Source organism: Kitasatospora sp. NPDC023120 (genome assembly GCF_055560835.1).
In genome coordinates this window covers 168,728-195,064 of the sequence record NZ_JBVHHY010000004.1, presented here as the reverse complement: position 1 = coordinate 195,064, position 26,337 = coordinate 168,728, and the positions used below count along the sequence as shown (strand labels likewise).

General features: G+C 70.9%; 25 protein-coding genes and 1 pseudogene. 13 read left to right on the top strand and 13 right to left on the bottom strand.

Annotation, left to right across the window (positions count from 1 at the left end):
- Positions 1-66: 66 nt before the first annotated feature.
- Complete coding sequence (locus ACZ3TI_RS07790; RefSeq protein ID WP_465724536.1) at positions 67-576, bottom strand: MerR family transcriptional regulator; 510 nt, start codon at positions 574-576, stop codon at positions 67-69.
- A 130-nt stretch (positions 577-706) separates the two neighbouring features.
- Between ACZ3TI_RS07790 and ACZ3TI_RS07785 the strand changes: the two genes are divergently transcribed.
- Together ACZ3TI_RS07785 and ACZ3TI_RS07780 are read left to right on the top strand one after the other, a co-directional pair.
- Positions 707-1,534 carry an oxidoreductase gene (locus ACZ3TI_RS07785; RefSeq protein ID WP_465724534.1) on the top strand — a complete coding sequence of 276 codons (828 nt, stop codon included), beginning with the start codon at positions 707-709 and terminating at the stop codon, positions 1,532-1,534.
- Between the two features lie 422 nt (positions 1,535-1,956).
- Positions 1,957-2,304 carry an ArsR/SmtB family transcription factor gene (locus ACZ3TI_RS07780; RefSeq protein WP_465724532.1) on the top strand — a complete coding sequence of 116 codons (348 nt, stop codon included), beginning with the start codon at positions 1,957-1,959 and terminating at the stop codon, positions 2,302-2,304.
- A gap of 49 nt (positions 2,305-2,353) precedes the next feature.
- On the opposite strand, the gene ACZ3TI_RS07775 is transcribed toward ACZ3TI_RS07780, so the two are convergent.
- Complete coding sequence (locus ACZ3TI_RS07775; protein WP_465724530.1) at positions 2,354-3,349, bottom strand: zinc-dependent alcohol dehydrogenase family protein; 996 nt, start codon at positions 3,347-3,349, stop codon at positions 2,354-2,356.
- Between the two features lie 317 nt (positions 3,350-3,666).
- Here ACZ3TI_RS07775 and ACZ3TI_RS07770 point away from each other — a divergent pair, with 317 nt between their 5' ends.
- Together ACZ3TI_RS07770 and ACZ3TI_RS07765 are read left to right on the top strand one after the other, a co-directional pair.
- Positions 3,667-4,728, top strand: coding sequence for a phosphotransferase family protein (locus tag ACZ3TI_RS07770; protein WP_465724907.1), 1,062 nt, complete (start codon positions 3,667-3,669; stop codon positions 4,726-4,728).
- Positions 4,729-4,924: 196 nt separating this feature from the next.
- Entirely contained in the window at positions 4,925-5,260 is a 336-nt protein-coding gene (locus ACZ3TI_RS07765; protein WP_465724528.1) for a Tn3 family transposase, read from the top strand.
- Here the strand turns inward: ACZ3TI_RS07765 and ACZ3TI_RS07760 are convergent.
- From ACZ3TI_RS07760 to ACZ3TI_RS07750, 3 genes are all read right to left on the bottom strand, one after another.
- Positions 5,150-5,800: a hypothetical protein gene (locus ACZ3TI_RS07760; RefSeq protein ID WP_465724526.1), complete on the bottom strand. Its 651-nt coding sequence runs from the start codon at positions 5,798-5,800 to the stop codon at positions 5,150-5,152. The two genes, ACZ3TI_RS07765 and ACZ3TI_RS07760, sit on opposite strands and share 111 nt — an antisense overlap.
- A gap of 70 nt (positions 5,801-5,870) precedes the next feature.
- Complete coding sequence (locus ACZ3TI_RS07755) at positions 5,871-6,335, bottom strand: hypothetical protein (protein WP_465724524.1); 465 nt, start codon at positions 6,333-6,335, stop codon at positions 5,871-5,873.
- A 649-nt stretch (positions 6,336-6,984) separates the two neighbouring features.
- A complete protein-coding gene (locus tag ACZ3TI_RS07750; protein WP_465724522.1) occupies positions 6,985-9,618 on the bottom strand; it encodes an ATP-binding protein in 2,634 nt (877 codons plus the stop codon).
- Positions 9,619-9,802: 184 nt separating this feature from the next.
- On the opposite strand from ACZ3TI_RS07750, the gene ACZ3TI_RS07745 reads away from it, so the two are divergent.
- Complete coding sequence (locus ACZ3TI_RS07745; RefSeq protein WP_465724520.1) at positions 9,803-9,961, top strand: hypothetical protein; 159 nt, start codon at positions 9,803-9,805, stop codon at positions 9,959-9,961.
- A 193-nt stretch (positions 9,962-10,154) separates the two neighbouring features.
- On the opposite strand, the gene ACZ3TI_RS07740 is transcribed toward ACZ3TI_RS07745, so the two are convergent.
- Entirely contained in the window at positions 10,155-10,502 is a 348-nt protein-coding gene (locus tag ACZ3TI_RS07740) for a hypothetical protein (RefSeq protein WP_465724518.1), read from the bottom strand.
- A gap of 878 nt (positions 10,503-11,380) precedes the next feature.
- Here ACZ3TI_RS07740 and ACZ3TI_RS07735 point away from each other — a divergent pair.
- The 6 genes and pseudogenes from ACZ3TI_RS07735 to ACZ3TI_RS07710 all read left to right on the top strand — a co-directional run bounded on the left by ACZ3TI_RS07735 (position 11,381) and on the right by ACZ3TI_RS07710 (position 17,811).
- On the top strand, positions 11,381-11,845 hold the full coding sequence (locus ACZ3TI_RS07735; RefSeq protein ID WP_465724516.1) for a DUF4265 domain-containing protein: 465 nt from the start codon (positions 11,381-11,383) through the stop codon (positions 11,843-11,845).
- Between the two features lie 888 nt (positions 11,846-12,733).
- The gene (locus ACZ3TI_RS07730) at positions 12,734-13,372 is read left to right on the top strand and encodes a hypothetical protein (protein WP_465724514.1); all 639 of its coding nucleotides are present in this window, start codon (positions 12,734-12,736) and stop codon (positions 13,370-13,372) included.
- A gap of 116 nt (positions 13,373-13,488) precedes the next feature.
- Positions 13,489-14,468: pseudogene (locus ACZ3TI_RS07725) on the top strand (SDR family NAD(P)-dependent oxidoreductase).
- A gap of 1,084 nt (positions 14,469-15,552) precedes the next feature.
- On the top strand, positions 15,553-16,125 hold the full coding sequence (locus ACZ3TI_RS07720; RefSeq protein WP_465724905.1) for a reverse transcriptase domain-containing protein: 573 nt from the start codon (positions 15,553-15,555) through the stop codon (positions 16,123-16,125).
- A gap of 234 nt (positions 16,126-16,359) precedes the next feature.
- Positions 16,360-16,896, top strand: a complete 537-nt coding sequence (locus ACZ3TI_RS07715; RefSeq protein ID WP_465724512.1) for a hypothetical protein — start codon at positions 16,360-16,362, stop codon at positions 16,894-16,896.
- Positions 16,897-17,472: 576 nt separating this feature from the next.
- Entirely contained in the window at positions 17,473-17,811 is a 339-nt protein-coding gene (locus ACZ3TI_RS07710) for a cyclic-phosphate processing receiver domain-containing protein (protein WP_465724511.1), read from the top strand.
- A 561-nt stretch (positions 17,812-18,372) separates the two neighbouring features.
- Here ACZ3TI_RS07710 and ACZ3TI_RS07705 read toward each other — a convergent pair.
- The 4 genes from ACZ3TI_RS07705 to ACZ3TI_RS07690 form a co-directional block, all read right to left on the bottom strand.
- A complete protein-coding gene (locus tag ACZ3TI_RS07705; RefSeq protein ID WP_465724509.1) occupies positions 18,373-18,882 on the bottom strand; it encodes a hypothetical protein in 510 nt (169 codons plus the stop codon).
- A 346-nt stretch (positions 18,883-19,228) separates the two neighbouring features.
- Positions 19,229-19,885, bottom strand: coding sequence for a MerR family transcriptional regulator (locus ACZ3TI_RS07700; RefSeq protein ID WP_465724505.1), 657 nt, complete (start codon positions 19,883-19,885; stop codon positions 19,229-19,231).
- Positions 19,886-20,324: 439 nt separating this feature from the next.
- Positions 20,325-21,722, bottom strand: coding sequence for a condensation domain-containing protein (locus ACZ3TI_RS07695; protein WP_465724502.1), 1,398 nt, complete (start codon positions 21,720-21,722; stop codon positions 20,325-20,327).
- A gap of 572 nt (positions 21,723-22,294) precedes the next feature.
- Complete coding sequence (locus tag ACZ3TI_RS07690; protein ID WP_465724500.1) at positions 22,295-22,684, bottom strand: MarR family winged helix-turn-helix transcriptional regulator; 390 nt, start codon at positions 22,682-22,684, stop codon at positions 22,295-22,297.
- Positions 22,685-22,859: 175 nt separating this feature from the next.
- Between ACZ3TI_RS07690 and ACZ3TI_RS07685 the strand changes: the two genes are divergently transcribed.
- Entirely contained in the window at positions 22,860-23,336 is a 477-nt protein-coding gene (locus ACZ3TI_RS07685; protein ID WP_465724498.1) for an SgcJ/EcaC family oxidoreductase, read from the top strand.
- 171 nt (positions 23,337-23,507) lie between these two features.
- Here ACZ3TI_RS07685 and ACZ3TI_RS07680 read toward each other — a convergent pair whose 3' ends face one another.
- Both ACZ3TI_RS07680 and ACZ3TI_RS07675 read right to left on the bottom strand, forming a co-directional pair.
- Positions 23,508-24,269 (bottom strand): MBL fold metallo-hydrolase, encoded by a 762-nt coding sequence (locus ACZ3TI_RS07680; protein ID WP_465724496.1) that lies wholly within the window; start codon positions 24,267-24,269, stop codon positions 23,508-23,510.
- Between the two features lie 97 nt (positions 24,270-24,366).
- Positions 24,367-24,753, bottom strand: a complete 387-nt coding sequence (locus ACZ3TI_RS07675) for a VOC family protein (protein WP_465724494.1) — start codon at positions 24,751-24,753, stop codon at positions 24,367-24,369.
- A 352-nt stretch (positions 24,754-25,105) separates the two neighbouring features.
- Between ACZ3TI_RS07675 and ACZ3TI_RS07670 the strand changes: the two genes are divergently transcribed.
- Positions 25,106-25,468 (top strand): hypothetical protein, encoded by a 363-nt coding sequence (locus ACZ3TI_RS07670; protein ID WP_465724492.1) that lies wholly within the window; start codon positions 25,106-25,108, stop codon positions 25,466-25,468.
- 131 nt (positions 25,469-25,599) lie between these two features.
- Here the strand turns inward: ACZ3TI_RS07670 and ACZ3TI_RS07665 are convergent, their stop codons facing one another.
- Positions 25,600-26,292 (bottom strand): TetR family transcriptional regulator, encoded by a 693-nt coding sequence (locus ACZ3TI_RS07665; protein WP_465724490.1) that lies wholly within the window; start codon positions 26,290-26,292, stop codon positions 25,600-25,602.
- Between the last annotated feature and the right edge of the window lie 45 nt (positions 26,293-26,337).

Sequence of the window (26,337 nt, the reverse complement as noted above, 5' to 3'; positions counted from 1 at the left end):
ACGCGAAGTCTAAGGCCTGACAAGGGAGTTGACCAGCATCACCCGCCGCGCGGCAGCGACCACCGGTCAGGCACCGCAGCCCGTTCCGGGACCGGCGGTGTCGGTGCCGGTTTCTGTGCCGGCGGTTCCCGGGGCCTCGCAGGGCCGCTGCGCCTGCTCCGGGTTCCCCGCGGCGTCCGGGTGGGACGGGTTCCACAGCCGGTCGGCCTCGCCGCGGGCGAGGTGGTCCTCGTAGATCCCCACCTTGAGCCGTATCACGTCCAAGGCCTCCTGCAGCTCCCGGATCTGCCCCTCGACGTGCTCCTGGTGCAGGCGCAGCAGTTCCAGGCGCCGGTGTTCGTTGCCGGTGCCCTCGCGGGCCAGGTCGATGTACTGGCGGATCACCGCCAGCGGCATGCCGGAGGAGCGCAGCTTGGTGCAGACGGCCAGCCATTCCAGGTCTTCGGCGTGGTAGGTGCGGCGGCCGTTGGGCAGGCGGCGCACGGGGTTGGCGAACAGTCCCTGCCGCTCGTAGAAGCGCAGGGCGTGCACGCTCAGCCCGCTGCGCTGCGCGACCTCGCCGATGCTCAGGTCCACAGGTCCCCTTCCGTCACACGGCCCTCGATGCAGTCCGTCGATGCCGTCGATGCTGTTGATCTAGACCCGACTCTAGGGTCTAGCGTCGGGCCGTCGGCCGCTCGGGTCGGCGTAACCAGGGGAGAGAGCAATGGGCGTGTGGTTCGTCACGGGGGCGTCGCGGGGGCTCGGTGCGCAGATCGTCCGTGAGGCGCTGGGCCGCGGGCACCAGGTGGTCGCGGCGGCCAGGGACGCTTCGGCGGTGCTCGCGGCGTACCCGCACCGGCCCGAGGCCCTGCTGGCGGTGGAGGCGGACGTGACCGATCCGGCGCAGCCGGCGGCCGCCGTCGAGGCGGGGCTGGAGCGGTTCGGCCGCATCGACGTCGTGGTCAACAACGCCGGCCACGGTCTGGTGGGCGCGGTGGAGGAGACGTCGGACGAGGCCGTGCGGGCGCTGTTCGACGTCAACGTGTTCGGTGTGCTGAACACGCTGCGGGCGACGCTGCCGGTGCTGCGTGCGCAGCGGTGCGGGCATGTCGTGAACATCGGTTCCGTGGGCGGGTTCGCCACCGCGCCGGCGGTCGGCCTGTACGGGGCGTCGAAGTTCGCCCTCGAGGGGATTTCGGAGGCGCTGCACGCCGAGTTGGCCCCGCTGGGCGTGCGGGTCACGATCGTCGAACCGGGCGGGCTGCGCACGGACTTCCTGAACGCCTCCAGCCTGCGCACCGAGCCGGCCGCCATCGCCGACTACACCGCGGGCGCGGGGCCGGTGCGCGAAGCGCTGGCCCGCGCCGACGGGTACCAGCCGGGTGACCCGGTGAAGGCCGCCAGGGCCATCGTGGACGTCACCGAGGCCGCGCAGCCCCCGCTGCGGCTGCAGTTGGGGTCGGACGCGGTCGAACGCGTCGAGGCGAAACTGGAGCTGGTACGGCGTGAGCTGGAGCAGTGGCGCCACGTGGCGCTGTCCACCTCTCTCTGACCCGCGCCGTCCCGCCCCGTGCCCCACGTCGCACGGACCCGGCGACGAGCCTACCGGCCCCGCACCCCGGCACCCGTCGACACGGCAATCACTGGGCGGGATGGCGACGCTGTTCACCACGCGCCTCGTGCCGGAATTCGCCGCAGTGTCGCTGGACGGACGCATGATGACGAACACCACCGTCTGGGGCAACGGCACCATCAGCAAGCCCCTCCCCCGCACCCGCCGGGCACCGCATGCGGGGGCCCGCTGCTCCCTCCCCGTTCCCTCGGACGTGTTGCGGAGGTGTTGCGGTCGGCGTGGCACGGGCGCCGGGCGTAGTAGCGTCGGGGCGTGAAGTCGCGCGCACGGCGCGGCCTTTGGACATCTAGCGGACGGGGGTCGAGCGGTGGGAAGGGGTGGTGGGCGTGGGACGGGCACGCGTGGCAGCACGGGTGATCGAGCACCCTGGCGTGGAGGACGTGAGCGTCCAGCAGGTACTGGAGGCACTCGCTGACCCGGCACGCAGGTCGGTGGTACGGACCCTCGCACACGCAGTAGACGACCTGAGCTGCGGATCCTTCGACCTGCCCGTCGGACGCTCCACCTCCAGCCACCACTTCAGCGTGCTGCGCGAAGCCGGACTCCTGCGCCAGTACTACGTCGGCACGACCAAGATGAACGCCCTGCGCACCGAGGAACTCGAACGCCGCTTCCCCGGCCTGCTGTCCGCAGTGGTAGCCGCCGCGGACGCGGAAGCCCGAGACACCACGGACACCGCACCGTCCTGACGTCACACCACCCCCGGCCAACAACCCGTCAGCCGTCAGCCGTCGGCCGTCAGTCATCCACGGTGAGCACGATCTTGCCGGTCTGCGTACCGGCCTCCAGGTAGCGGTGGGCCTCGACGACGGTGTCGAGACCCTCGAAGACACGGTCGACAACGGGAACGAAGGTGCCGTCGGCCAGGCCCGCGGTGACGAAGGCACGGGCACGGCGCAGGCGTTCGTCGTCGCGGGTGACGTCGTGCATGGAGTAGAAGCGGCTGGTGACGGGGGCGAAGGTGTCCTGGCCCGGCAGGGGGGTGTCGCGCGCGTCCAGGCGGCCGTAGACGATCAGGCGTCCGCCGGGGGCGAGGGTCTCGGCGAGAGTGAGGACACCGGGTCCGGCGACGGGGTCGAAGACGGTGCGCACGCCCGCTCCGCCGGTGGCGGCCAGGGTGCGTTCGACGAGGTCCTCCTCGCCGGTGACGATCACTTCGGCGGCGCCGGCGTCCAGGAGGGCCGCGGCCTTGGCGCGGGTGCGGGTGGTGGCGATGGGGATCGCGCCCAGCCGCCGGGCGGTGCGGATCGCGGCCAGGCCCACACCGGAGGCCGCGGCGGTGAGCAGGACGTGGTCGCCGGGGCGCAGGTGGCCGTCCTCGGCGAGGGCGCCGTAGGCGGTGAGGTACGGCATCCACACGGCGGCGCCCTGGACCGGCCCCAGGCCCGCAGGACGGTGGACGACGGCACGGGCCGGGACCAGGACGTGCGTGCCGTAGACGCCGTAGTCGTTGAGGTCGAAGGCGGGCACGGTGTCCACCGCGTCGCCGACGGCGAAGCCGGTGACACCCTCGCCGACGGCGTCCACGGTCCCGGAGGCCTCGTAACCGAGGGTGGCGGGGAGCTTCGGCTCCTCGATGTAGGTACCGGCGCGGAAAAGGGCCTCGGCCCGGTTGAGACCGATCGCCGCGACACGCAGACGCAGCTCACCCGGCCCGGGCTCGGGCATCGCGCACCCGGTGACGGTCAATACCTCCGGCCCCCCGGTGGCCTCGAAAACGACGATCCTGGGCATGACGCGACTCCCCTGCTCGTGCTCGGTGAACGGACGTGCGGTGCTCGGTGAACGGACGTACGGACGTACGGACGTACGGACGTACGGACGTGCCGGTGTCCGGGCGTGCCGGTGTGCTGGCACGCAGGCGGCACTGCAGTCGCCTCCCGCCCCTTCGGGCACGCCCGCCCTCCCCACCCAAGCGGGCGCGCCCCGCCCTGTCAAACTTCGACAACCATCGGAATAACGGCCTGCGGGCCGTGATTGCAAGGGAGTTGGGCCACCGTCACGGCCCGCTCCGGGAGGGGCGGGCACGGGCGCGTAGGCTCTGGCCCGTGATCGGACACGACAGTGGTACGGACAGCAGTACGCACGGCAGTACCGACGGCGGGCAGGACTGGGCCGCGACCCTGCGCTTCGTCCAGGAGACACTCGGACCCGGCGACCAGATCACCCGGGTGACCGAGCTCAAGGGCGGCTGGACCTCCCGGATGCGCCGCCTGGACGTCCAACGCCCCGTCAGCCCGGATCCCGACGGCGCGGACCCCGACGGCGTGAGCCCCGACGGGGCGGACCGGGACGGCAACGCGGGCGCGTACGCGCTGGTCCTGCGCTCCTTCGTCAAACCGTTCTACCGCCGCCACGCCCCCGCCATGCTCGCCCGCGAAGCCGCCGTGCTGCGCCTGCTGGAAACGGGCGCCCTCCCGGCCGCACGACTGCACGCCCTCGACGAACACGGCACCGCGTGCGATCACCCGTCACTCGTCATGACGCACCTGCCCGGGACCGTACGGGTGGCCGAAGACCCGGACACCCATCGCCGCGCGGACCTGCTCGCCGCCCAACTCGCCGCGATCCACGCCCTGCACGTCACCGACGAGCAGCGTCCGCGCACCTGGCAGGCATGGACCGCCCCCGACCTCGTCCGAATCCCGACGCACACCACACGCCCCGCCCTATGGGCACGCGCAGTGGAAGCAATCCGCCGTGAGCCACCCCAGGTCACCCGCCCCTGCTTCCTCCACCGCGACTTCCACCCCGGCAACGTCCTGTTCACCGGCACCGGCCCGACACTCGCCATCAGCGGCATCGTCGACTGGGTCGAAACCTCCTGGGGCCCCGCAGACCTCGACGTCGCCCACTGCTCCACCACCCTCGCCCTCCTCCACGGCCCCACCGCCGGCCTCGACTTCGCCGACCGCTACACCGCAACAGGCGCCACCCTCGCCGACAACCACGACCACCTCTACTGGCGACTCCTCGACGCCCTCGCCTTCGCCCCCGACGCAGAAAAGGTCGCCACCCCCTGGCACGAACTCGGCCGCACCGACCTCACCCCCACCGTCCTCACCAACCGCCTCGAGGACTACCTCCAAGCCCTGTTCGACCACTACACCTGACCAGCCCCGACCCGGGAAGAGCCCGGGCTGGGCCGGGCAACTCCCGCTCACAGCCCCGGCCACGGCACCGGCACCGGCACCGGCACCGGCACCGGCAGCCATACAACCCCGGCCGGCCCCGAGGTCTTCAGCAACCACCGGCTCGGCTTCGCGGTGCTGTGGGGCGGGAGGTGCGGACGTTCCCGGCGGCGCGGGTGTGGGCGTACGTGGAGGGGCCGCGGGCACTGTTCGACCGGGCGCGCTCGGCCTGGCGCTCAATGCCGTGGCTGTGTGGAACAGCCTCTGCCTCGACCTCGCGGCCAAGCAGCTCGCGGCCGACGGCTTCCCCGTCACCGACGAACTCCTCGCCCGCCAATCGCCGCTCCAGGTAGCCCACATCAACCTTTATCTGGACGAATTTGCGCGCGTGAGAGTGGCCGGGTCAGTGTTGCCGCCGCTCGCGCTCATCAGCAAGGACGTCGCCGAACGGAGTGAAGCTCATGCTCGCTCCGAACATGTCGTCACCGCACCGGAAGGCGAGCAGGCGTGCTGATGGGACGTCTCCGGCCTCGCCGAAGTGGAAAACAGCGAGCGGAGAGGTCCGATCGCCGGAAGCGTAGCCAAGGGTCTTGGCCGAACGCGGACCTTCCTCGCCGAAGATCGCGGAGGGCCGACCATACGCATCCAGAACATCGTCGAGCGTGCGGTCGGTCTCCGCCCAGCCTTCGGCTGTCTCGACGACGCTCGTGTACTCGTCCGTCCGCAAGGCTCGATCGAGACGGAGCCAGCCACGCTTGTGAGCTGCGGCGCCATACTCCGCGGCCACCACGTGAATCTCCGGCTGGGGAAAGCAGTAGCGCAGCAATGCCGCCATATCCAACCGCGCGTTGTCGTCCACGATCCACCGCGTGCCGTCGGGCCGGTCCTCGTCCTGGGCGAGGGCATCGAGGAAGAGCGGCAAGCACGCGAGCCCGCCGTGCGCGTCGGGGCACCGCACGGCGGCGTTGAACTCGTCGAGCACGAGGACGCGCTCCGCCTTGGTGAGCGGGATCCGGCGGCGAACCGAACTGGGGGTGCCCCGAAGAGACAGCATGCCGACCACCTTGAGCCGTTGCCGTCCGGCTGTCCACCCAGTTCTTCAATCCGATCTGGCCCGGGTCGGTTCAGCAGTGATCGCCAAGGGCGGGTTCGGGACTCTCGCCGAGGTCCGCAAGGAGGCTCCGGATGCGGTCGGCGATGGCGGTGTGACGTTCGACCTCGCGGGGCCAGGCGCGTTCGATGGCGTCTTGGGCGAGCTGTTGCTCTCGGGACAGTCGGGCTCGCAGGCGTGGCGCGTACTCGCTGGTGGTGAGGAACTGCGAGCAGCGGAGGTAGAGGTCGCACTCGCAGGGTCCTTCGGCGGGTGCCCGCAGGCAGTGTCCCAGTTCGAATTCGGTCTTGAAGAAGTTGCTCTTGAGCCAGTTCAGAGTGTCCTCGCCGATTCGGCTGCTGAGCAGCTCCTCCGCGGCGGGGCCCGCGATCCGGCCGCCGGCGGCGATGACCTTCTCGTACTGATCCTTCAGGACGGGGTCGCTGATGTGAGAGTAGGTGGCCGACATCTGCGCGTTGCGGTGCCCGAGGATCGCCACTCCCGCCCGCGACCAGCACGAGCACCCCGACCGAGTGTCACACCAGCCCCTCTGACCAGCACGTTCGAAGATGGCGAAGCCTCTATGTTCTGGCCCGGGAGGACATCGTCCTTCCTGAGGTCGGCCCTCTCCAGACCACCCGCTACGCAGACGACCCGGCCGGTGCCGCCGACCTTGCCACTCTCATCGGGGTGCTCAACCGCCGCCGACACTGAAGCGTTCGGGCGAGAGCGCGGACACCGGACCTGCAGGAACTCCGAGCCTCCGGCCGCGTCCCGAACCACCTCACCGTCGGCGGACTGCTCCCACTACTGGCCGCTCCGATCCTCCCTGCAGGCCAACCCGGGACAGGGCCGGGCCCTGGGTGACCGAGCTGCGGGACCGACGCTCGGGCTTCAAGCACATCGGAATCCCGAAGTTACGTCACAAGGCAGCCGACTACCTGAACGAGGAAGAACCCCCTGGCCACGGGCTCAGGACCTCAGCGGGACTCAGGGGAACTCGAGGGATGTCGCACAGGAGCAACGCGGAGCCCGCGCGCGTCCCGCCACTCGTGGGGCTCAGCTCTCGTCACTGCGCCCAGGCCGGAGTCCGGGTCACCGCCTCCCGGCTCACGGTCCCAGCGGCTTCGCGGCCACCACGCGTCCGCTCATCGGAACGGTCCAGCCTCCGCGCCCGAATCCTCCGACGACCAGACGACCGCGTGCTGGCTTCCTATGGCCCCGGAGCTCCGCCGCCTCCAGCGCTCGTTGTGGGTCACGGCCACATTGAGCAGCATGGTCCGCTCGCCGTCGGAGTCGCTCGCTTCCCTGCAAGCGGCAGCGGCGGCGGTGAGCGCCTCGATCGCCTGATCGAACTGCCCCTGGCGACGCAGGACCGCCCCCAGGTTTCCCAGCGCGCTGCCGACGAGACGGAGGTCACCCGCCTCCGTGTAGACGGCCGCAGCGGTCCTGAAGGCCTCCGCAGCCTCAGTGAACCGCTCGACGCGTACCAGCTCGACCCCGAGGCTGTTCGAAGCGACTCCCCGGCCGGCGTCATCGCCAATCTCCTCGCACATCACGAGTTGGTAGCGCACGGCCTTGATCGCCTCGTCGTACCGGCCCATGCGGGACAAGGCGCGCCCCATGTGGCCCAGCACTTGGACTTCACCGAGGCGGTTGCTGTCCTTTCGGAACATGGCGGCTGCCGCGTTGAGAGCGTTGACGGCGAGGTCGAGCCGGTCCACGTCAATCAGCACGTGTCCGATGTTGCAGAGCGTCCGCGCCTCATCCTGGACCCGGCCGAGTTCCCGGAATATGCCGCCCGCCGAATCCAACGCCCTGAGTGCCTCGTCATAGCGACGGCACAGTGACAGGGCGGTCCCAAGGTTGACCAAGGCCGTGGCCTTCGCCTCGGAGTCTCCGCTCTCCTCGCAGATGGCGACGGCGGCCGTGAAGGCATCGGCCGCGTCCTGGAACCGCCGCCCGTCGGCCAAGGCCGCGCCGAGGTTGCACAGCGCGCGGTGTTCCCCGACCCGGTCGCCTGACGCCCGAAAGCTCTTGACGGCATTGCCGGAGACCGCGAGCGCGTCCTCGGTGTACCGGCGCCTCTTCAGAAACAGGAAGAGAGCGAACGACAGTTCCGTGCCTGCGGGATGCCCCAGCGTCGTGGCCGTGTCCGAGGCCGCCGTCAGGTTCGCCCGCTCAGTCTCCAACCATGCAATCGCGTGTTCCGGGCCGGCGAAGACGTCGTCGCGGGAGTCCGGCTCGACGGCGCCTTCCAGCACCAGGTGGGTGGCGGCTGCCCGGGCGACACCGAGGTAGTGGTCCAACAGCCGGGTCAGCGCGGCTTCCCGTCCGTCCTCCTCGGCATGCCGGCGTCCGCTTTCGTCGCCGTAGAGCCGGATCAGGTCGTGCATGGACCAGCGCTCGCCGGCGCTCTGCAGGAGCTGGGCGCGGGCAAGGTCGGCCAACAGACGTCGGGACCCGGCCTCCCCGAGAAGCACGGCGGCGGATTCCGTCGAGATGTCCGGGCCGGGGGCCGCAGCCAACAGACGGAACGCCTTCTGGTGCTGCCCCGTCAGGTGCCGGTAGGAGAGTTCGAAGGTGGCGCGGACAGCCATCGGCCTGCCGTGTTCGTCGGCGTCGTCGTAGTGCAGGACGTCCAGACGGGTGCGGGCATCGCCGAGCTCCGCGGCCTGGCCGGCGAGGGGGCGCGCCGGCTCGTCGCGCAGCAGCGACGCGCTGATGCGCAGGGCCAGCGGGAGGCCCCCGCAAAGCTCGGCCAGACGGCGGGCGTCGGCGGGCTGGTCGACGACCCTGGTGTCGTCCGGGTTCTCCTCGGACAGCACCCGCTCCAGCAGGGCGACAGCATCGTCCGTGGCCAGTGGAGCGAGATCGACGCGGCGGGCGGACGCCAGCGGCCCGGAAAGCCGGTGCCGGGTGGTCACGATCGCCCGGTGGGGCGGTGGGGGCAGCAGGTGGGAGACCTGACCGCTGGTCCGCACGTTGTCCAGCACCACCAGCAGGGGGCGGCCGTCTCGGGCGAGGCCTTGGAGGGCCATCTGCCAGGCGTCGCACTTGCCGTCGAGGGTGCGCGGCAGGTCCTTGTCCTTGACGCCCAGTGCCCGCAGGAACCGGTCGGCGACCGCTCCCGAGTCCTCCGGTCGGCCCGAAACGTATCCGCGCAGGTCCGCGAAGAGCGCTCCGGCCGTGAACCACTTCCTCGCCCGGTGGGCCACGTGCACAGCGAACCCGGTCTTTCCGACCCCGCCCATCCCGGTGACCACCGAGACCGCGGATACCCGCCGCTCGTCGTCGGCCTGGATCAGGTCGGTGTGGGGGTCGAGCCAACCCAGGGTCTCGCGTAGCTCGGACTCACGCCCGGTGAAGCCGGCGGGCGGCTCCGGGAGCGTGACCGGCGCCGGGATCTCGGGCTCACTCCTGGTCGCGGGGCGTCCTCCGCGAGCGGCTTCGCGATCGGCCCGTGCTCTGATCAGGAGTTCCTCCCAAAGCCCCGGTGGCACAGGCCGGTACCCGGAGCCCCTTTGTTGCGCCCGGGCTTCGATGAACCGCACGACGGCCAGGAAGTGGGTCCTGTACTCGGGCGCCGGTACGGACTTGGCGCTCAGCCAGTCGTGGACCGTGGAGGCCCCGGCGGCGTACTGCCCGGACCGACCGGCCCCCCGTTTCGGGAGCCCGCGCTGGTCGGCCAGGCCGGTGAGCAGGGCCAGCGTCGGCTTGCCCGCCTCGTCGTACGCGTGCCGCAGCTGTTTCCAGAACCGTTCGCTCGCAGTCGTCGCCATCCCGCCCCAGCCTTCTCGCCGTCCGGGCCATGAGGCACTCCGGAACTGTTCTCCCGACCCTGCTGACCAGGCTAGTTGGCCGTTCCGGGCGCGGGTGGGCCTTCGCCGGAAACTCCCCGGAAACGGGGTCATGGCAGCCGACCCGGCCGCACCGGCGGTCGGCACGAGCACCTCGGGAGCTGTCATGACCCGTGATTCCCGCACCAACGACAAGGGCGAGCAGCGCGGCCGGCGGGCCGTCGGCCTCCGTCGCATCGCCACGGCCGTGATCGAGCGCGTCGCCGTGGTGGTCGCCTCGGACCTCGCCCGGGAGCTCATCGGCTGGATCGTCAACTCCCACTGACAGGAGGACGCGGACGGAGCCGGTGCGGGCCCGGGACGGCTCGCACCGGCTCCGTTTCGTGTGACGTGCCCCGCGAAGCTCCGGATGGCTCACACCGGGCCGTCGAGCCGCGCTCGAACGGCGGCCCGCTCGTGCTCCGCCTGCCGCTCGTCCGTGCCCCTGCCCTCCCTCGCCCACGCCCTCGCCCTCGCCCTCAACCGAAGTTCTGGATCACCACGCTGCACGCCAGGCCACACATCACGCTCACAGCGGACGCGACGAAGCGCCAAGGAGCCCACCGCATCCGGCGCGGCAGCATCCAGGCGGCCGCGACGAGCACCACCTGCGCGCACATCAGGCCATGGGCGGCGTCGTATTGCGAGCCCCAGTCTCGCCCGCAGGCACCCCGTGGCACGCACTGGTCGACCGTGACCGCGCGCACGAGTACGAAGTACCAGTAGAGGATCTGGCAGACCGGCAGCAGAACCGTCGCGACGAGCGGAAACTTCCACGCGTCGCGGTCATGTGACCGCGACGCGGATCCGGTGGGAAGGGTGTCCATGGCCCGATTCCACCGTGCCGAACCGGGACCGCGCATCAGCACGGCTACTCAGTCGGGACGGACCAGGTACTCGGGTTTCCTCGGGGCGCAGCTCGGTCGTCCGGGCGGTCTCGAGCGCGACACCGCCCCGGTGTGGTCATCCGTGCGAGAACAGACCGCGAGCCCCGCTGCCGCTGGCGCGATCACCCTCGGCGAAGCGGCTGCCAGTGCGTGACCACTACGACCCCTGTCACCTCGCACTCTCTACCTGCCTGCGAGCGGGTCTTGCCCATGCCCCAGGATCGGACGCCCTGTCCACGCACCATCGGCTCCGAGTCGGCAGCGGCTCTCGCCAAACCGACCATGCCACAATGGACAAACGATCCTTGACACCTCGACAGCTTGCGCGCTTGGCCCCGGCTAGGAAAGAACCGCCCTGCCCCTTGACGTCGGCGGCGTCTCGGCGGCCAATGGCGGTCACCAGCAGGTCGGCGGACCAATCCGAAGCCAGCGGCACCGAGACGGTCCGCTTGCGGCGGGCGGCCGGCATCCGCAGGGTCGACGCCATGCCCATGCGCACCGGCCCCCAGTGGGTGAGGGAAGCCAGGGCAGCGGTGGCCCACGCTCAGCGGGTCCAGATCCTGCAGAGCTGCGGGCACCTGACCCGCCCTCCAGCCCACCGTGCTGCTGGCCGAGCGCGCGACGGCCGCCAAGGCGACCCGAACATGCCTCACCCGCGGCCGTCCCTCGGGATCGGAGTCACTGATAGGGCTGGCTCGTTGAATTCCCCACCCCGTGCTCGGGTACCGGCCAGACCTGCTCTCTCTCGGTTCCCACCTTTCACCTTCGGATCTTGGCCCTTGGGGCTGTGGTCGGAGGCTTGTGGGACGATCACACACATGACGTCCGATCCTCAGTCGCCGACCAGTACCCACATACGCCTCCTGGCTGGTCACGCCGGTTCCGGGCACCAGGTGTTCGAGGTGCTGCCAGCCCGCCTGGTGCAGTCGGACCTGTTCGAACTGGCAGGAAGTCCGGGCATGGTGCTCGGATGTGCGGCAGGTGACGTGCTGCGAGTCGCCGATGACGGCCACTTCGAGGTTGTCGAACAGGGCGAGAACCTGTGCGTTCAGGCAGCTGGGCACGGGCACTTGAGTCCCGAGTCGTTTGCGGTGCTCAGGGAGGCGGTCGGGGAGCTCGCGGGCATAGCCGAGGCGCCGGCAGACCTACGGTTCATCGTCGTAACTGTCGGCCGAGCGGTTGGCCTGCCTGCGATCGAACGCGTCATGGATACCTGGGCCTCAGGCGTCGATGGGGTCGAGTGGTGGTTCGGCAACGGAGCTCACGCAGCCTCCGCCGTCTGAGCAGGTCAAGGGGCGGACCGTCGGAGTCACGTCCTTCCGATCCCCCCACTCCGGGGGCTGCCGAACCTGCTCGCGTGCTCTCCTTACCCATCGCGCGATCTCGACCGGCGCGTCCGGCTGGTTCGCGCACAGCCGGAAAGCCTGCACTCGCAACGAGTTCGGCCTGTTCAGGGGGCCGGGTGCTGACGCGAGACGAAGACGTGGATGCGCACGCACTGCGTCGACAGGGCTGGTCCAGCTCGGCCATCGCCCGGCACCTGGGCGTTGACCCGCAAGACGATCCGCGGTTACCCGAACGGCGAGCGGGTGCCCGAGCACCGGCGCCGGGCCCGGATACGTTCGTGCCGTCCGTGGACTACTGCCGCCAGCGTCTGGCTGACGATCCGCACCTGTGGGCCACCCGCACCTCGGCGGCATACAGACCGGCTCAGCCTGTCCTTCTCACCCTCCGGAGCTGGCCTCCCCTGTCCGCGCCGTCAGTTGGCGTCGCATGCGATCGGCGGCGAGGCACCGTGCATCAGCTGCGGTCCGCCCGCCTGGTCCGCCCGGACGAGTCATGGTCCCGGTCTGCTACGTTCACCCGCACAAACAAATCGCTCATGCGTGCAGCCAAGCGCACCGCAGCGCAGGTGCGGTGGCGCTGTTCTGTGAGCAGACGCAGGACAGCTGACAGGGGGACCGTAGTCCATGAACGCGTACGCCGGCGCGCGCCGCTGTCCTTCGATTCGCACTCCCACTACACGGACGAGCCGAAGAAGGACCCCGCACCGGACGACGCCGCAGTCTGGGTCAACAACATCGGCCAATTCTTGGCCGGCACGTACAACCACGTCACGAGGCAGGGCCAATGATGAGCATCCCCCCAGCCGCTCGTCACCCGTCGGCGCCGTGCCCTCGAACGCCCCGCGACCCGGCAGGCTGCTGACGCGGCGCCTCGCCGCGGCCGCCGTGCCCCTCGCGCTCCTGCTGAGTCTGACGGCCTGCGGCGCCTTCACCGCCGCCGTCAACGACGGCGCCCGCCCGGACCCGACGGCGACGGCCCCGCTCATGGCGCCCGCGCAGGCCCTGCAGAAGCTCAACGCCCTGCTGGACGAGGCGACCTCGAACGTGCAGCCGGCGCTGCGGTACTGGGATGCCTGGCCCGAGACCAGGGAGCAGTACTCCTCCGGCCTGAACGCACACTCCCTCGGCTACGCCAAAGCCTCCCGCAAGCGCCACATCATGACCAAGGTCGGCCCCGCCAAGTACGCCACCCTGCTGGACACGGTGCGGAGCGTGTGGACGGCCAAGGGCTACCGCGTCGAAGCAGGGCCCGCCGGGCAGGCCGTGTCCGCCACCACCGCGGAGGGTCTCACCGTGCGAATCGGCATCGGCTCCGCCGGGGACATCGACATCGAGGCCACTGTCAGCCCGATCCCGGTGCCCGACGGCCGGGACCTGTTCGGCACCCCGACACCCGACCCTGTCGTGGCCAACGGCAATCCGGACGTCTTCGCCACGTACGACGACCCGTACTGGTCTGCCTGACCAGCGGCCGCCCCTGCTCCAAGTTCCGCCTCCTGGGCCGCCGCCGTACGGAGCCCGCAGCTTCATGTGCCGGGCCCGCTCTCCTTGAGACCACTCCGAGCTTCCGGGAGACCGCCATGCGATCCGTACCCCAGGCCCCGCAATGGGACGTTCACCGACTGCCTCATGCCCGCGGAAAGAGCTTCCTGGTCACCGGCGGCAATGCGGGTATCGGGTACTTCGTCGCCGAGCAGCTCGCCGGCACCGGGGCCACGGTCGTCCTCGGGAGCCGCGACCGGGCGAAGGCCGAGGCCGCGATCGCTTCCATCGGCTCGCGCGTGCCCGGTGCCGGGGTGAAGCATGTGCCCCTGGACCTGGCCGACCTCGCTTCGATCAAGGCGTCCGTGGACGCGGTCGTCCGCAACGCCGGCGTGGCGCTCGACCACCCGCCGCGTCGTGAGACCAGGGACGGCCACGAGCTGATGTTCGCGACCAACCACCTGGGGCACTTCGCGCTGACCCACCACCTGGCCCCCTGCTCACGGCGACCCCGGGGAGCCGGATCGTCACCATCGGCAGCTTCGCGGCCAAGTCCGAACGCCTGGACCTCGACGATCTCCAGAACGCGCACGACTACCGGCCGAAGCGTGCCTATGCGCGCTCCAAGCTGGCCCAGATGGTCTTCGCCCTCGAACTGGACCGCCGTCTGCGTGCCATTGCCAGCACGACACTGAGCGTGCTCGTCCACCCCGGCGGCGCACTCGACTCCCTCACCCCCTCGCGCCCGCCGGTCCACGTCCGGACCACCGGCGAGCGGCTGAGCCATCTGCCGCTCGGCCTGGCCGTCCAGGGCAAGGACGCCGCCGCATGGCCCGCCGTCCGGGCCGTACTCGACCCGAGCGTGCGCGGCGGCCAGATGCTGAGTCCGCGGGCGTTCGGGCTGCGCGGTACCCCCAGGACCGAACCCCTCTGGAACCACCTCGCCGATTCCACGACTGCGGCACGCCTCTGGGCGGCCAGCTGCGACCTGACCGGCAGCAACCCGACGTTCACCGCACCGACAAGGTGCGGCGAGACCGGCGGCCCGACAACCGGGCGGGCGAATCAGACACTTTGACCGGATGAGGGATCGGACCTGCGGTCAAGGTCCTTCGGCAAGCGGTCGAGGTCACCTGTCAGGGGAGTGCGCCACGAAGTACCACACGATCGAGTGGAGGTGAAAGACCTTCTCCGCCGGACCGTCGCAGCGGTCTGGTGAAGCAGGGGCAGCCTGATCCGGGGAACGCCGGGGAGGGCAGCAAGCAGCCCCGACAACGGCGGGACGTGCCGGGACTACCGGACGGTGCGGGTCCGTCTAGCGAGGTCAGAAGGTGTAGCGAGAGCAAACCAGTGGTTGAAGCTCCGTAAGCAGGTGGCCGGCTCAAACCTGGTGGATACGGGCCGGTGTGCAGTGCTTGACACGGCCGTCTTCGGACGGGCGGTCAACTCCGAAGCCGGGTCTCTCTTCCGGTGGGGATGCCACGTTGAAAGCCTGCGGCGTAGGCGTGGCGATGCTGCCGGAGTAGAGCTGGATGCCTCCCTGACCGATCGATTTTGTGGTGAACGTGGGAACCATCCCCGGTCGCCCGAGCCGCCGTACAGCCAGTGCGGTGGTGGGCAGGTCCATTGCCGACTGATGGCCGTGGGTGGGGCGGAGGCCCCGTAGTAGTCGCGGGAGTAACGACCCGTCAAGGAGGCCGGGAAAGCCGGTCGCAGGGCCAAGGGGGCCGGCAAGTCAGTGGCTGAAGTACTGGAAGGTCAGGAGGTCATCGCCGGTGAACACCGACGATCTGGAGTCCGCCCTGTTCGGGGCGGAGCTGCGGGTACTGGATATCCAGACCAAGCTGCACCGTTGGGCTCGTGATGATCCTCATCGCAGGTTCGACGACCTGTTCAATCTCGTAGCCGATCCGGGCTTCCTTCTGGTGGTCTGGGATCGTGTGCGGGGAAACAAGGGTGCACCTACGGCCGGGGTGGACGGACGCACGGCGTCGTCAAATCGCGCTGGGAACGGGTGTCGAGGAGTTCCTCGGCATGCTGCGGTCGCAGATCAAGGACCGTAGTTTCCGTCCCTTGCCGGTGCGGGAGCGGATGATCCCCAAGGCGGGCGGCAGGTTGCGTCGCCTGGGGATCGCGACGATCACTGACCGGGTGGTGCAGGCATCCTTGAAGCTGGTTCTGGAGCCGATTTTCGAGGCGGACTTCCTCCCTGTTCCTACGGGTTCCGCCCGAACCGCCGGACCCATGACGCGGTGGCCGAGGTGCGTCATCTCACGTCCAAGAAGTACGAGTGGATCGTTCAAGGCGACATCAAAGCCTGCTTCGGCGAGATCTCGCACACGGCCCTGATGGACCGGATGCGGGCGCGAGTCGGACACAAGCGCGTTCTGGCTCTGGTGAAGGCGTTCCTCAAGGCGGGCATCCTCGGTGAGGACGGCCTGTTGCGGGACAACGACACCGGCACTCCGCAGGGTTCGATCCTCTCGCCGTTGCTCAGCAACGTGGCTCTCTCGGTCCTGGACGAGTTCATCGCCCAGACTCCAGGAGGGCCCGGATCTGATGTCTACGAGCGTCGGAGGCGTCGACGCCGCAGTCTGCCCAACTTCCGGCTGGTCCGGTACGCGGACGACTGGTGCCTGCTGGTGCACGGCACCCAGGCGGACGCCGAAACGCTACGCGAGAAGATCGCAGTGGTCCTCTCCACGATGGGCCTGCGCCTGTCGCAGGAGAAGTGATCAACCTGCCGGCCGGTCAGTACCTGTTCCACGGGGAGGACCTGTCGGCGGTTCCGAGTAGGGGTGCGCGGGCGGCTGACCCCTGCGGGTGCGGGGAGGACTGATCCCACCGCCACAACCACGGAATATCCCCCTTTGGGCTACGTTTCGGTCACTTGCCCCCGATGCCACTCAGGGATGCGCAAGGCTGGCGCGCGTTGTCCACGCACCACCTTCACAGGAAGACCATTCCTCATGACCACCCCCGTCCAGGGCGACCAGTACACCCTGCAGCCGACCGCCCCGGCCAAGCGCCCCGTCTACCGCAAGGTCCGCTTCGTCGCCCCCTCCGCCCTCATCCTCGGCATCGCCCTCGGCGCGGCCGGAGGCGGAAACAAGAAGAACGACACTCCGACCGCCGCACCCACGGCCACAACCACCGTCACCGTTCCGGCCGCTGCGGGCGCCGCGCCCGCACCTCTCCCTGCCGCCACCGTCACCGTGACGGCAGCCGCCCCCGCTGCTCCTACGCCCGACAAGCCCAAGGGCAGCACCATCGGCGGCGACGGCAGCTACGAGGTCGGAACCGACATCCAGCCCGGCACCTACAAGAGCAAGGGCCCCAAGCCCGGCGGCATCGGAATGTGCTACTGGGAGCGCAACAACGGCGGCGACGGCGTCGGATCCATCATCGCCAACGACACCGTCCAGGGCCCCGCCACCGTCACCATCAAGACCGGCGACAAGATCTTCAAGACCACCGCCTGCCAGGAATGGGTCAAGACCAGCTGACCTCGACCCGAAGCATGCCGGTGCCCCCCGAGCTCACAAGACCTCGGGGGCACCGGCATGTCCAGTTGACAGCCTGGAACTCTCCCGCGACCGCGCTGGCCGGCGCCGCAACGGCAGCAGCGAACGAGCCCGTGCTTCGGGAGAGAACGCCCCCCTGCCGACCGGGCACCAGTGGGAGCGGGTGCCTGGCGTGACCCTGCTCGAGGTCGTCCAGGGGATCGACTCGGAGACAACACGGCGCGGGCCATGCTCAGGATGATCACCGGGCAGGGATGACCCCGGCCGGGCCGTCGGTTCGACCGGACCGTCAGGCCGTCGGGCCGGCCGTCAGGCCTCGTCCGTCCAGATCGCCCGGTGGCCGTCCTTCCCTGCTCCGAACCGACAGGCCTGCCCCTGTACTGCCGCGAATCCACCACTCAGGTCCAGGTCGACGCCCCCCAAGGGCCTTGGACGGGCTCTGCCCCACTCATGACGGATCAGCAGGAGCCCGCTGCCTCACCTTGACGTGGCACGGCGCGCCCGGCAGGGCCTCAATACTCCGTGGCTATCGCGCTCTCCTGCTGTGACAATCACCGAGTGAAAGAAGCCCCCACCTCGCCGGTACCCGTCGTCCTCGGCATAGACGACCTCCGCCCCCTTCCCCGGGCCACGCGGATCGCCCGCACCAGCCGCGAAGGTGTCCAGCTTCTGGAAGAGCACCGCGACGGCTTCATCGACGAGCTGTGGCTCGACCACGATCTCGGTGGCGACGACACCATCATGCCGGTAGTGAGTCTCCTGGAAGAAGCCGCCTTCAACGGACAGCCCTTCCGGATCGGAGCTGTCTTCGTCCACAGCGCCAACCCCATCGGTGCCGAAACCATCGTCAGGTCACTCACCCGCTGGAGCTACCGTGTCCAGCGGGCAACAGCCTAGGAAGGCCGGTCTCAGAACACCGGGGGCCGACCCAGCTTGGCCATCCGATGCGGTGGAGCACGGTGCGGCGGACACGGCACCCGGATGCCCTCGACGAACCCGGCCCACCACGCCTTCAGCCCGTCCATCGGCGGGCGGCGCAGCAGGGTGTGGCCGGCGCAGCAGGGTGTAGGCGGCCCAGGAGGTGAGGTGGTCCGGCACCAGCGGGGCGGGCAGGTGGCGCTTGGCCAGCCAGGGCGGTTGCGGGCGGTCATCGGGTAGTTGGCGGCGTGGCGGGCGGGGTCGGGGGCAGCGGCCCCACTCGCCTCGTTCGGTTCAGGCTTGACGCCCACGAGACGGCCGCTCCGCGCAGCCACCCTGGCCGGCACTTCTCCGGACCGGCTCGTTCGGCCGGTCGAGCAGGTCGTGCATGTCCTGGTCAGTGCCCGACAGGGCGTGCAGGAGGAATGGGACGAAGCGCATGTCGTAGCACCGCCACGCCTGCACCGCTCTGCGAGCACGGACGGTCGCCGCGAGCCCGGTGGCGGTCCGATGCCCCCTGTTGCTTCCGGAGCGGCAAGGTCACTCTCGATCGCCGGGAACGGGGATGAGACGGCCGAGCATCGCCATCACGGTGATCCGCGCGTCCTTGTCGTTCGTCACCGCGCAGTGGGCGTCGACGCCTCGCCCGTCGGGTTCCTGGTCCGGGTCGGTCAGGCCCACCCGGACCAGGTCGACGGCGTACTCGTGGTAGCGGGAGTAGTCCGCTGCGGCGCTCACGGCTTCGACGTGGTCGATGCGGCCGGGGTCCGCGGCACGCAGCAGTGCCGGGGTGGGCGGCGGGCCCAGCTCCCGCCCGATCCACTCCGAGACGACGTCCCGGGGGCAGCCCGATTCAAGCTTCGAAGCGGTCGCCGCCGTGAATGCCAGGTGGATCAGGAGCGTCCCGAACCAGGCCGTGGCCTCGGCCGGTGGTGTGTCGGTTCCTGCCGGCGGCATCACGGCCCGGTACAGCGCGGCCACGTCATCGGCGTGCGCGGCGGCGGCAACTGCGCTCACCGCGCGGCCGAGGGCGGCCTGGTCGATGGTCATGTCGACGGTTCTCCCCACAGTCGGCAGCCGCCAACGTAGCGCGCCGGTGCGGTAAGCGGCCGGCGAAACGCGGATTCTCCACGACACACGCGGCAGCGGCAGTCGACGGCGACCCCTGAAAGCGGCCTCCGGGGTGGGGCCGGACAGAGCTGCTCGTGGTCGTTCCCAAGACGGTTGACGGGTTCGGCCGCGGAGGGCAGCGCCCTGCTCACCGCCCAACTCCGCAGCCCCGACGCGGCCACCCGCTACGACGCCATCGCCATCACCTGGGACCTGATCCGCTCCTGGCGCGGCGACCACACCGGACTCGTCCTCCTGCTCGCCGACTGCCTGCTCCCGGACGCCCCTACACCACCGCCGAAGCGGCCGAAACCCTCGGCAAGCTCCCCGCCGCCCTCGCCGAACCCGCACGCGAAGCCCTGGCCGCCCTCGTGGAAGCCCACCGCACCACCCCTGGCCCGGAAGTCTCCACCCGCTCCTCCAGGTCCAGCGGGTACGGCCCCCACAACGGCGGCTCCCAGGCGATGCCCGCCGTACCGAGCGCGGGCAGCAGCCGGCCCACGCACTCCCCGACCCCGGTCCCGATCTCCGCAGGGGTGCAGACCGCTCGCCGCACCGCCAGCCGTCGCTCCGGTTCCCTGCCCAGGGTCACCTCGTAGCCGGGCAGACCGCCCTCTGCCAGCCGCTCCAACATCTCCAGCCTGACCTGGTCCCTGCGGATCCGCTCGGCCAGCCGGTCCCGCTCGGCACGCAGGATCCCCGCCCTGCGCTCGGGCCCGGCAGCCAGTGCCCGGGCGATCACGGCCAGGGGAAGGTCCATCTCGCGCAGCAGGGCGATGGTCAGCGCGTCACGCGCCTGCTCGGGTGCGTAACAGCGGTAGCCGGAGCCGACGTCCACGCGGACGGGAGCCAGCAGCCCCACGTCGTCGTAGTGCCGTAGCTGCTTCACGCTGAGGCGGCACAGGCGGGCGAAGCGCCCGATGGTGAGAAGTTCGTCGCGCACGCCCCTCATGGTGGACTCTCCCCCTGTGGGAGAGTCCAGCGCCGAGTCGATTTACCGGAGCGGCGAGTTCGGCAGGGTGGAGGAGCAACTGGACGCGGTGCTCCCCGGGCGGCCGCATCACGAGCCGACGGGCGGCTCCGGCGGCTGCCGCGGTTGACCCGCGGCCGACCCGCGAACGCCAGCGAGGCCGAGTACCCGGGTGGGTACTCGGCCTCGCCTGAGTGGAGCGCCAGGCCCGGGTCGCACGGACTCTTCCTACTGAAAGTAGGACGTGCTCTGGTAGCACCGCTGACGCCTGACGAGGAATCATCTCCCTCGCGACGAGAAGAATATTAGCAGGTCAGCAGCCTTACAGCGAAGTCGGCCACAGGACCCTCCGCACGCGGGCGATCGCCTGGAATGCACCGGCCGGCGCGGCTACGGCGGCGCTGACCGCCGGTCATGGCTGACGTGCCGCCGAGATGACGATGTCCCGCAGCCGCTCGACGTACAGGCGCATGTTCTTGCCGGCGATCTCGGTGTCCGGGTGGCGGCTGGCGAACCACAGGCCCTCGTGCAGCCGGTTGACCCACGCGCACACCTGGTCGCCGTAGGACACCCTGACCAGTCCGTAGGCGGTCCGCTCGGTCCACAGCTCGGAGTCGGGCAGGTCCCGGGTGTCGATGAAGGAGACGATCGAGTACAGGTCCGGCGAGGTGGGGCGGAAGTCCGTGCCGAGCAGCCGCAGCACCCGGGCCAGGGGCAGCCGGGCGAGCGAACGGTTGGCGCGCAGTTCGTTGCGTACGGCCGCCAAGGCGCCGGGGAAGTCCAGCCCGGGTGTCAGCGGAACCTCGATCGGTGCTCCGCCGACGTACCAGCCCACGGAGTCCGACCAGCGGGACTTCGTCCGGGTGTGGAACGGCACCACCGTGCGGTAGACGGACACACCGCCGATCTCCTGGACGATCAGGCCCGTGGCCGCCAGCACCCCGACCAGGGAACCCCCGTACGGCCGGCAGTACGTCTCGAACGCGGCGGCGGCATCCGCGTCCACGAGCATCTCGCGCGCGAGCCGCTGGGTGGGCAGCCCGGCGCCCGGCTCCAGCCCGAGATCGACGGGGAAGGCGGGCAGCCTCCCGTCGCAGCGGCGGATGAACTCCCGCCAGCGGGACACGATCGCGTGGGTGCCGTCGATCCGGTCCGCGTCCGCCCGCTCCAGCTCGCAGAAGTCGACGTAGCTGCCTGGCGGGGCGCACGCCGCGACGCGGCCCGCCCTCCCCGCCGCGTACAGCTCGCTGATCTCGGCGGGCAGACGCTGGAGGGAGTAGGCATCGACGTTGCTGTGGTCGAAGGCCGTGTACACGCTGGTGGAGTCGGGCCGGACGACCGCCGCGTAGACGAAGTTCGGCCAGCCGAGCGCGTTGGCGCCCGCGTCGAAGCGCTCCCGCAGGCACCGGACCAGGTCCGCCGGATCGGCGAAGTCGCCGAGTTCCGTGCGGTGCAGCGACACCGCGTCGGCGTCGAGCGTGAACCGGCGCAGCTCGTCGCCGCCGGGGCCGGTCCAGCGGAAGCCGCTGCGCAGCGTCTCGTGCCGGAGCGTCCAGGCCTGCAGCGCCCCCTGCAGCAGGTCGAGATCGACCTGCTCCGGGAGGTCGAACGCCGTGCCGAGCCAGGTCGGGACGGACAGGCCGTCGTCCGCCACCGATCGCGCCGTGCGGATGTGTGACTCCTGGATGTACGCCGGGGGCCGGACGTCCTCCGGCAGTGCGGCGGCCGCCGCCACCGTCGCCGGACTGAGCGTGAACTCGACGAGCCGTCCGGGCCGGACCTCGCAGCGTTCGATGTCGGAAATCCGCACGGGAGGCTCCATCATGACTGGAATCGGGTACCCGATCGGGTGCTATCCCGGCCCAACGAGCGAACCCCGCGACAGGAAACGGGCGACAACCGTTCGAGTCCGATCGGGTCTCGATCGAGTCGGTCCTCTTCTCGGATACCTGCGAGTGCCGCCGGAGATCCGCGACAACGTCGCAGGCAGTCGCCCAGGCCACCTTCGGCCAAACCCGCGCCGATCAGCGGCATCCCGCGCAAGGATGTGCTCCGTCGGATGATTGACCGAGGGTCAGATCATGAACGAAGTGATGCCACCGCAGCAGTCTGGGGACGGCGCGGGAGCGGAAAGCGGCATGAACGTCGTGAACGTGATCGCCAACGTCCTCCCCGCGTACGCCGAGGCCGCAGCCGCCGTTCAACTGAGCCGGCGGGGCCGATGCCGGTGCGCCGTGGCGCCGGCGGACGCTCTGCCCGACGGCCGGACGGGACGGGGGGACGTGGCTCCGCCACGGGCGCGGCCGTGAGGCCGTAGAACAGGCCGACGGGCGGGTCGTCGCTGAGCGATTCGTCGATGTCCCCGAGTGCGGCGTTCCACCGTCAGGCGTCGCGCAGCTGCTCGGCGGCCTCCCGGTAGGCGTCGGCGGCGCGGGCGAAGTAGTCGAAGAGGACCTCGCGCTGCTCGGGGGTGTAGCCGGCGATGACGGCGCCGATGCTGCGGCGGGCGGGGGCCAGGACCTCGTCCAGGGCGGCGGGGGCACCCAGCGGCTCGACGACGACCTTGCGTCGGTCGGCGGCGTCGGGGGTGCGGCGCACGTAGCCGGCCTGCTCCAGACGGTCGATCAGGCGCGTGGTGGGGCCGGTGGTCAGCCCGGTGCGGGCGGACAGCTCGCCGGGGGTCATGGCGCCGGAGAGCTCGAGGATGTTCAGCGCGTACAGGTCGGTGGCACCCAGACCCACGGCCCGGGCCCCGGCGTGGCCATGGAACATGACCGCGCTCAGGTAACGCCGATAGACCTCACTCGCCGCCGCCGCGGGCGCTGCGGGCGTTGCGGGTGTCTCGGGCGTTGACACGGGGATCCCCCCTTCCTAATCTCTTCCTCAAGGAAGAGAAATCTTCAAAGAAGCTTCTTTACTGGAGAAGCTACCACGGAGGGGGATCCCCATGCCCGCGACCGACACCGCGAACGACACCACCCGCGACGCCGACGCCGCCGAGGTCCGCGCCCTGCTGGCGCGCAGCGCCGAGGCCTGGGGGCGCGGCGACGGCGCCGCGTACGGCGCACAGTTCACCGCCGACGCCACCGACGTGACCTTCGCCGGCACCCTCTACCGGGGTGCCGCGGAGATCGGGCGGGCACACCAGGCGCTGTTCGACAGCTTCCTCAAGGGCACACAGCTGACAACCGAGGTGGTGGAGCTGCGCTTCCTCGGCCCGGACACGGCAGTGGTCGTGGCACGCGGAGAGGTCCACAAGGGGCACCCGAAGCGCCTGGGCAAGCTCGCCACCTACACGGTGGTACGCGACCCGGACGGGCACTGGCGGATCGCCGCGGTGCAGAAGACCCAGCGCAAGCGCCTGATGGAAGCCCTCTCCTTCCGCCTCCGCCCCGCCACCCGCCCGACCTTTCCCACCCCCTGACACCCCACCCGCCCGGTGCGTCAACCACCAGCACAGGAAGTCGATCCGGCCGACCTCCTGTGCGCGGCGGGAGCGGGTGAGCAGCAGTCGGGCCGGTCCGGGCCGGTGGCCCGGCGGCAGTTGGGGTGACGGCCAGGGAGGCGCACCCGTACCCCTGGACCCCGGGGGCTCCTACAGGGGCAGGTGCAGGTCCTCCTCCGCGGCGATGACGTCGCCTCCGTAGGTGCGGCGGGCCTCGGCGAGGGGGAGGGTGCGGTCGGTGCCGGGCCAGAAGTGGGTGAGCATCAGGCGGGCGGCGCCGGCACGTGCGGCCCAGTGTCCGGCCTGGGCGGCGCTCAGCAGGTACGGGTCGTCCGGATCGGTGCCGCACACGGTGGCGCCGGCGATGAACAGGTCGGCGCCGGCGGCGAGGCCGGCCAGGGCCGGGGAGGGACCCGCGTCGCCGCTGTAGGCGAGCGTGAGGCCCGGGGCGGTGAGGCGCACGCCCGCGTGGGGGACGTGGTGCGGCAGGACGGCGGTCTCCAGGCGCAGCGGGCCGAGCCGGTGCACCGACGCGGCGGCGGTTGCGGGCAGGGTGTGGATGTCGAAGACGTCGCGGAGGTCCTCGGTGGGCTCCATCGCCTGGACGCGTTCCACGACGTCCGGCGGGCAGTACAGGGGCAGACGCGGCGGCCGGGGGGTGGTGAAGTAGCGGGCACGGCACAGGGCGCTGAGGTCGGCGCAGTGGTCGGGGTGCGCGTGGGTGATGACGACGGCGTCCAGGCCGCCGCCGTCGAGTCCGTCGGGGCCGGTGTGGTGGAGCAGGCGGGGGAAGGTGGCGTAACCGAGGTCGAGGACGAGGCGGTAGCCGTCGTACTCGAGGAGGAAGCCGCTGGCGGCGCGGCCCGCTTCGGGGTAGGCGGCACTGGTTCCCAGGACTGTCAGTCGGCGCACCGGGCGATGCTCTCACGACCGGGGTGAGTCCTTTGCCGCCCAGGGCCTCATTCGGACGGAGCCGGCCCCGGGGCGAGGCCGACCGGCCGGGCGGAACCTAGTGGTACTGGGCGATCTGGATGAGGTTGCCGCAGGTGTCGTCCAGGATGGCGGCGGTCACCGGCCCCATGGCGAGCGGCTCCTGGGTGAAGCGCACGCCCAGCGCGCGCAGCCGCTCGTACTCGCCGTGCACGTCGTCCACCGCGAAGGACGTCGCCGGGATTCCGTCGGCGACCAGGGCCGTCACATAGGCCTTCGCCGCGGGATGCCGGTCAGGCTCCAGCACCAGCTCGGTGCCGTCGGGCTGCTCGGGCGAGACCACGGTCAGCCAGCTGTGACCGCCCAAGGGGACCTCGGTCTTCTTCACGAACCCCAGCACCTCGGTATAGAAGCGCAGGGCCTTGTCCTGATCGTCGACGAAGATGCTCGTCAGATTGATCCTCACCAGACCTCCTCGGGTGTGACGACATTCCGATCGCCGGGCGCCCCCTCCGGGAGGACCGGGCGCCGGCCCGACGGCCCGCCGGGACGGGCCCCGGACACGCCCCGCCGACGGGGGTTGGGAGTCACCGCCCCACCATAAGGTCCGGCCCTCGAACCGGACCTCCGAGCAGGACGCGGACCGCGACGCGGAGAAAGGTGCGGACCATGGGCGCAGGAGGCCCGGGCCGGGGTGACGGAGCGGGCGACGCGCCGAAGGTTCACTCGCACGAGTGATTGTGACGCTACGCTCATTGTCGGACACTCATCGTATACGGAGAGCTCGTGGGAGCTCTCCCGGCGCGAGGGGAGCCGTCATGGCCGCAGCCCAGTCTTCCGCCTCCGAGGTGCCGCGGATCGCGGACCGTTCACAGCCCGCCGACCACGAACAGGGCCTCGCGGCGATCGGCGGCAACGTCGGCGCCGTGTGGCGGGGGTGGTGGACGTGGACCCCCGGCAACGGGACCTTCAACCTCCAGATCCCCTGGGCCGTCATCGGGGCCGACTCGACGGTCGTCGTCACGGCCAGCGAGATCAACTCCGCCGGCGCCCGGTTCGTCGGGGCCGCGCCGTTCCAGGTGTCGAGCATCGCTCCCGGCAACGGCGTGGTGACGTTCAAGATCAGCATCGGCTGGGGCAGCCCGCTGCCGATGCGCACCGACGTCGTCGTCCTCAACTGAGCACCCCCCGGCCGCACGGGCCGGTGACGATCGGCACCACCGCCCCGCGGCGACCCTGGCTCCCGGCCGGACCGCCGCGGGGCGGTGGTGTTGACGAGCACGCGGGGCCCGGAGCGCAGAACCGGGGGCAGTCAGGGGGACGGGGTGCCCACGACGGCGTCCAGGGCCGGCGCGATGACGGCGAAGGCGCGGTCCGTCAGCTCCGCGGCATCCACAGCGCCCGCAGCACCCGCAGCGCTCCCGGCGCCCCCGGCAGCATCCCCCGCGCCGCTCCAGCGCTGCAGCACCGCATGGAAGGCCGACAGCGCCATGTCCGCGGCCAGCTGCGGGTAGAGCGCCGCCGGATCCAGCTCCAGGCGCGCGGCGAGTTCCCCGGCGAGCGCGTCGCGCCACTGCGCCTGACGCTCCAGGAAGCGGGCCAGCAGGGCCGGCGTGGCGAGGACCAGCCGCACCACCCGCCGGGCGCGCTCCTCGTACCCGGCACACGCCGCCACGGAGCACCACACCGCGTGCCGCAGCGCCACCGACGGCGGCTCGGCCGCCGGACGGCGCGCCAGCTCCTCGCGCATCGCCGCGCCCAGCCCGGCCAGGAACCGGACGACCACGTCCTCCTTGGACGCGAAGTACCGGAAGAACGTCCGCTTCGACACGCCCGCGGCCGCCGCGATCTCGTCCACCGTCACGGCGTCGAAGCCCCCGTCCGCCAGCAGCTCCAGCGCCACCCGGGTCAGCTCGTCGGCGACGAGCAGGCGCTTGCGCTCGGCCAGCGTGACAGCAGGGGCGGCGGGGGCAGCGGAGGCGGCAGAAGTGGCAGGGGAGGTCACCGGCTCATCCTAACCCCCGCGCCACGCACGCCACAGAAGGACATG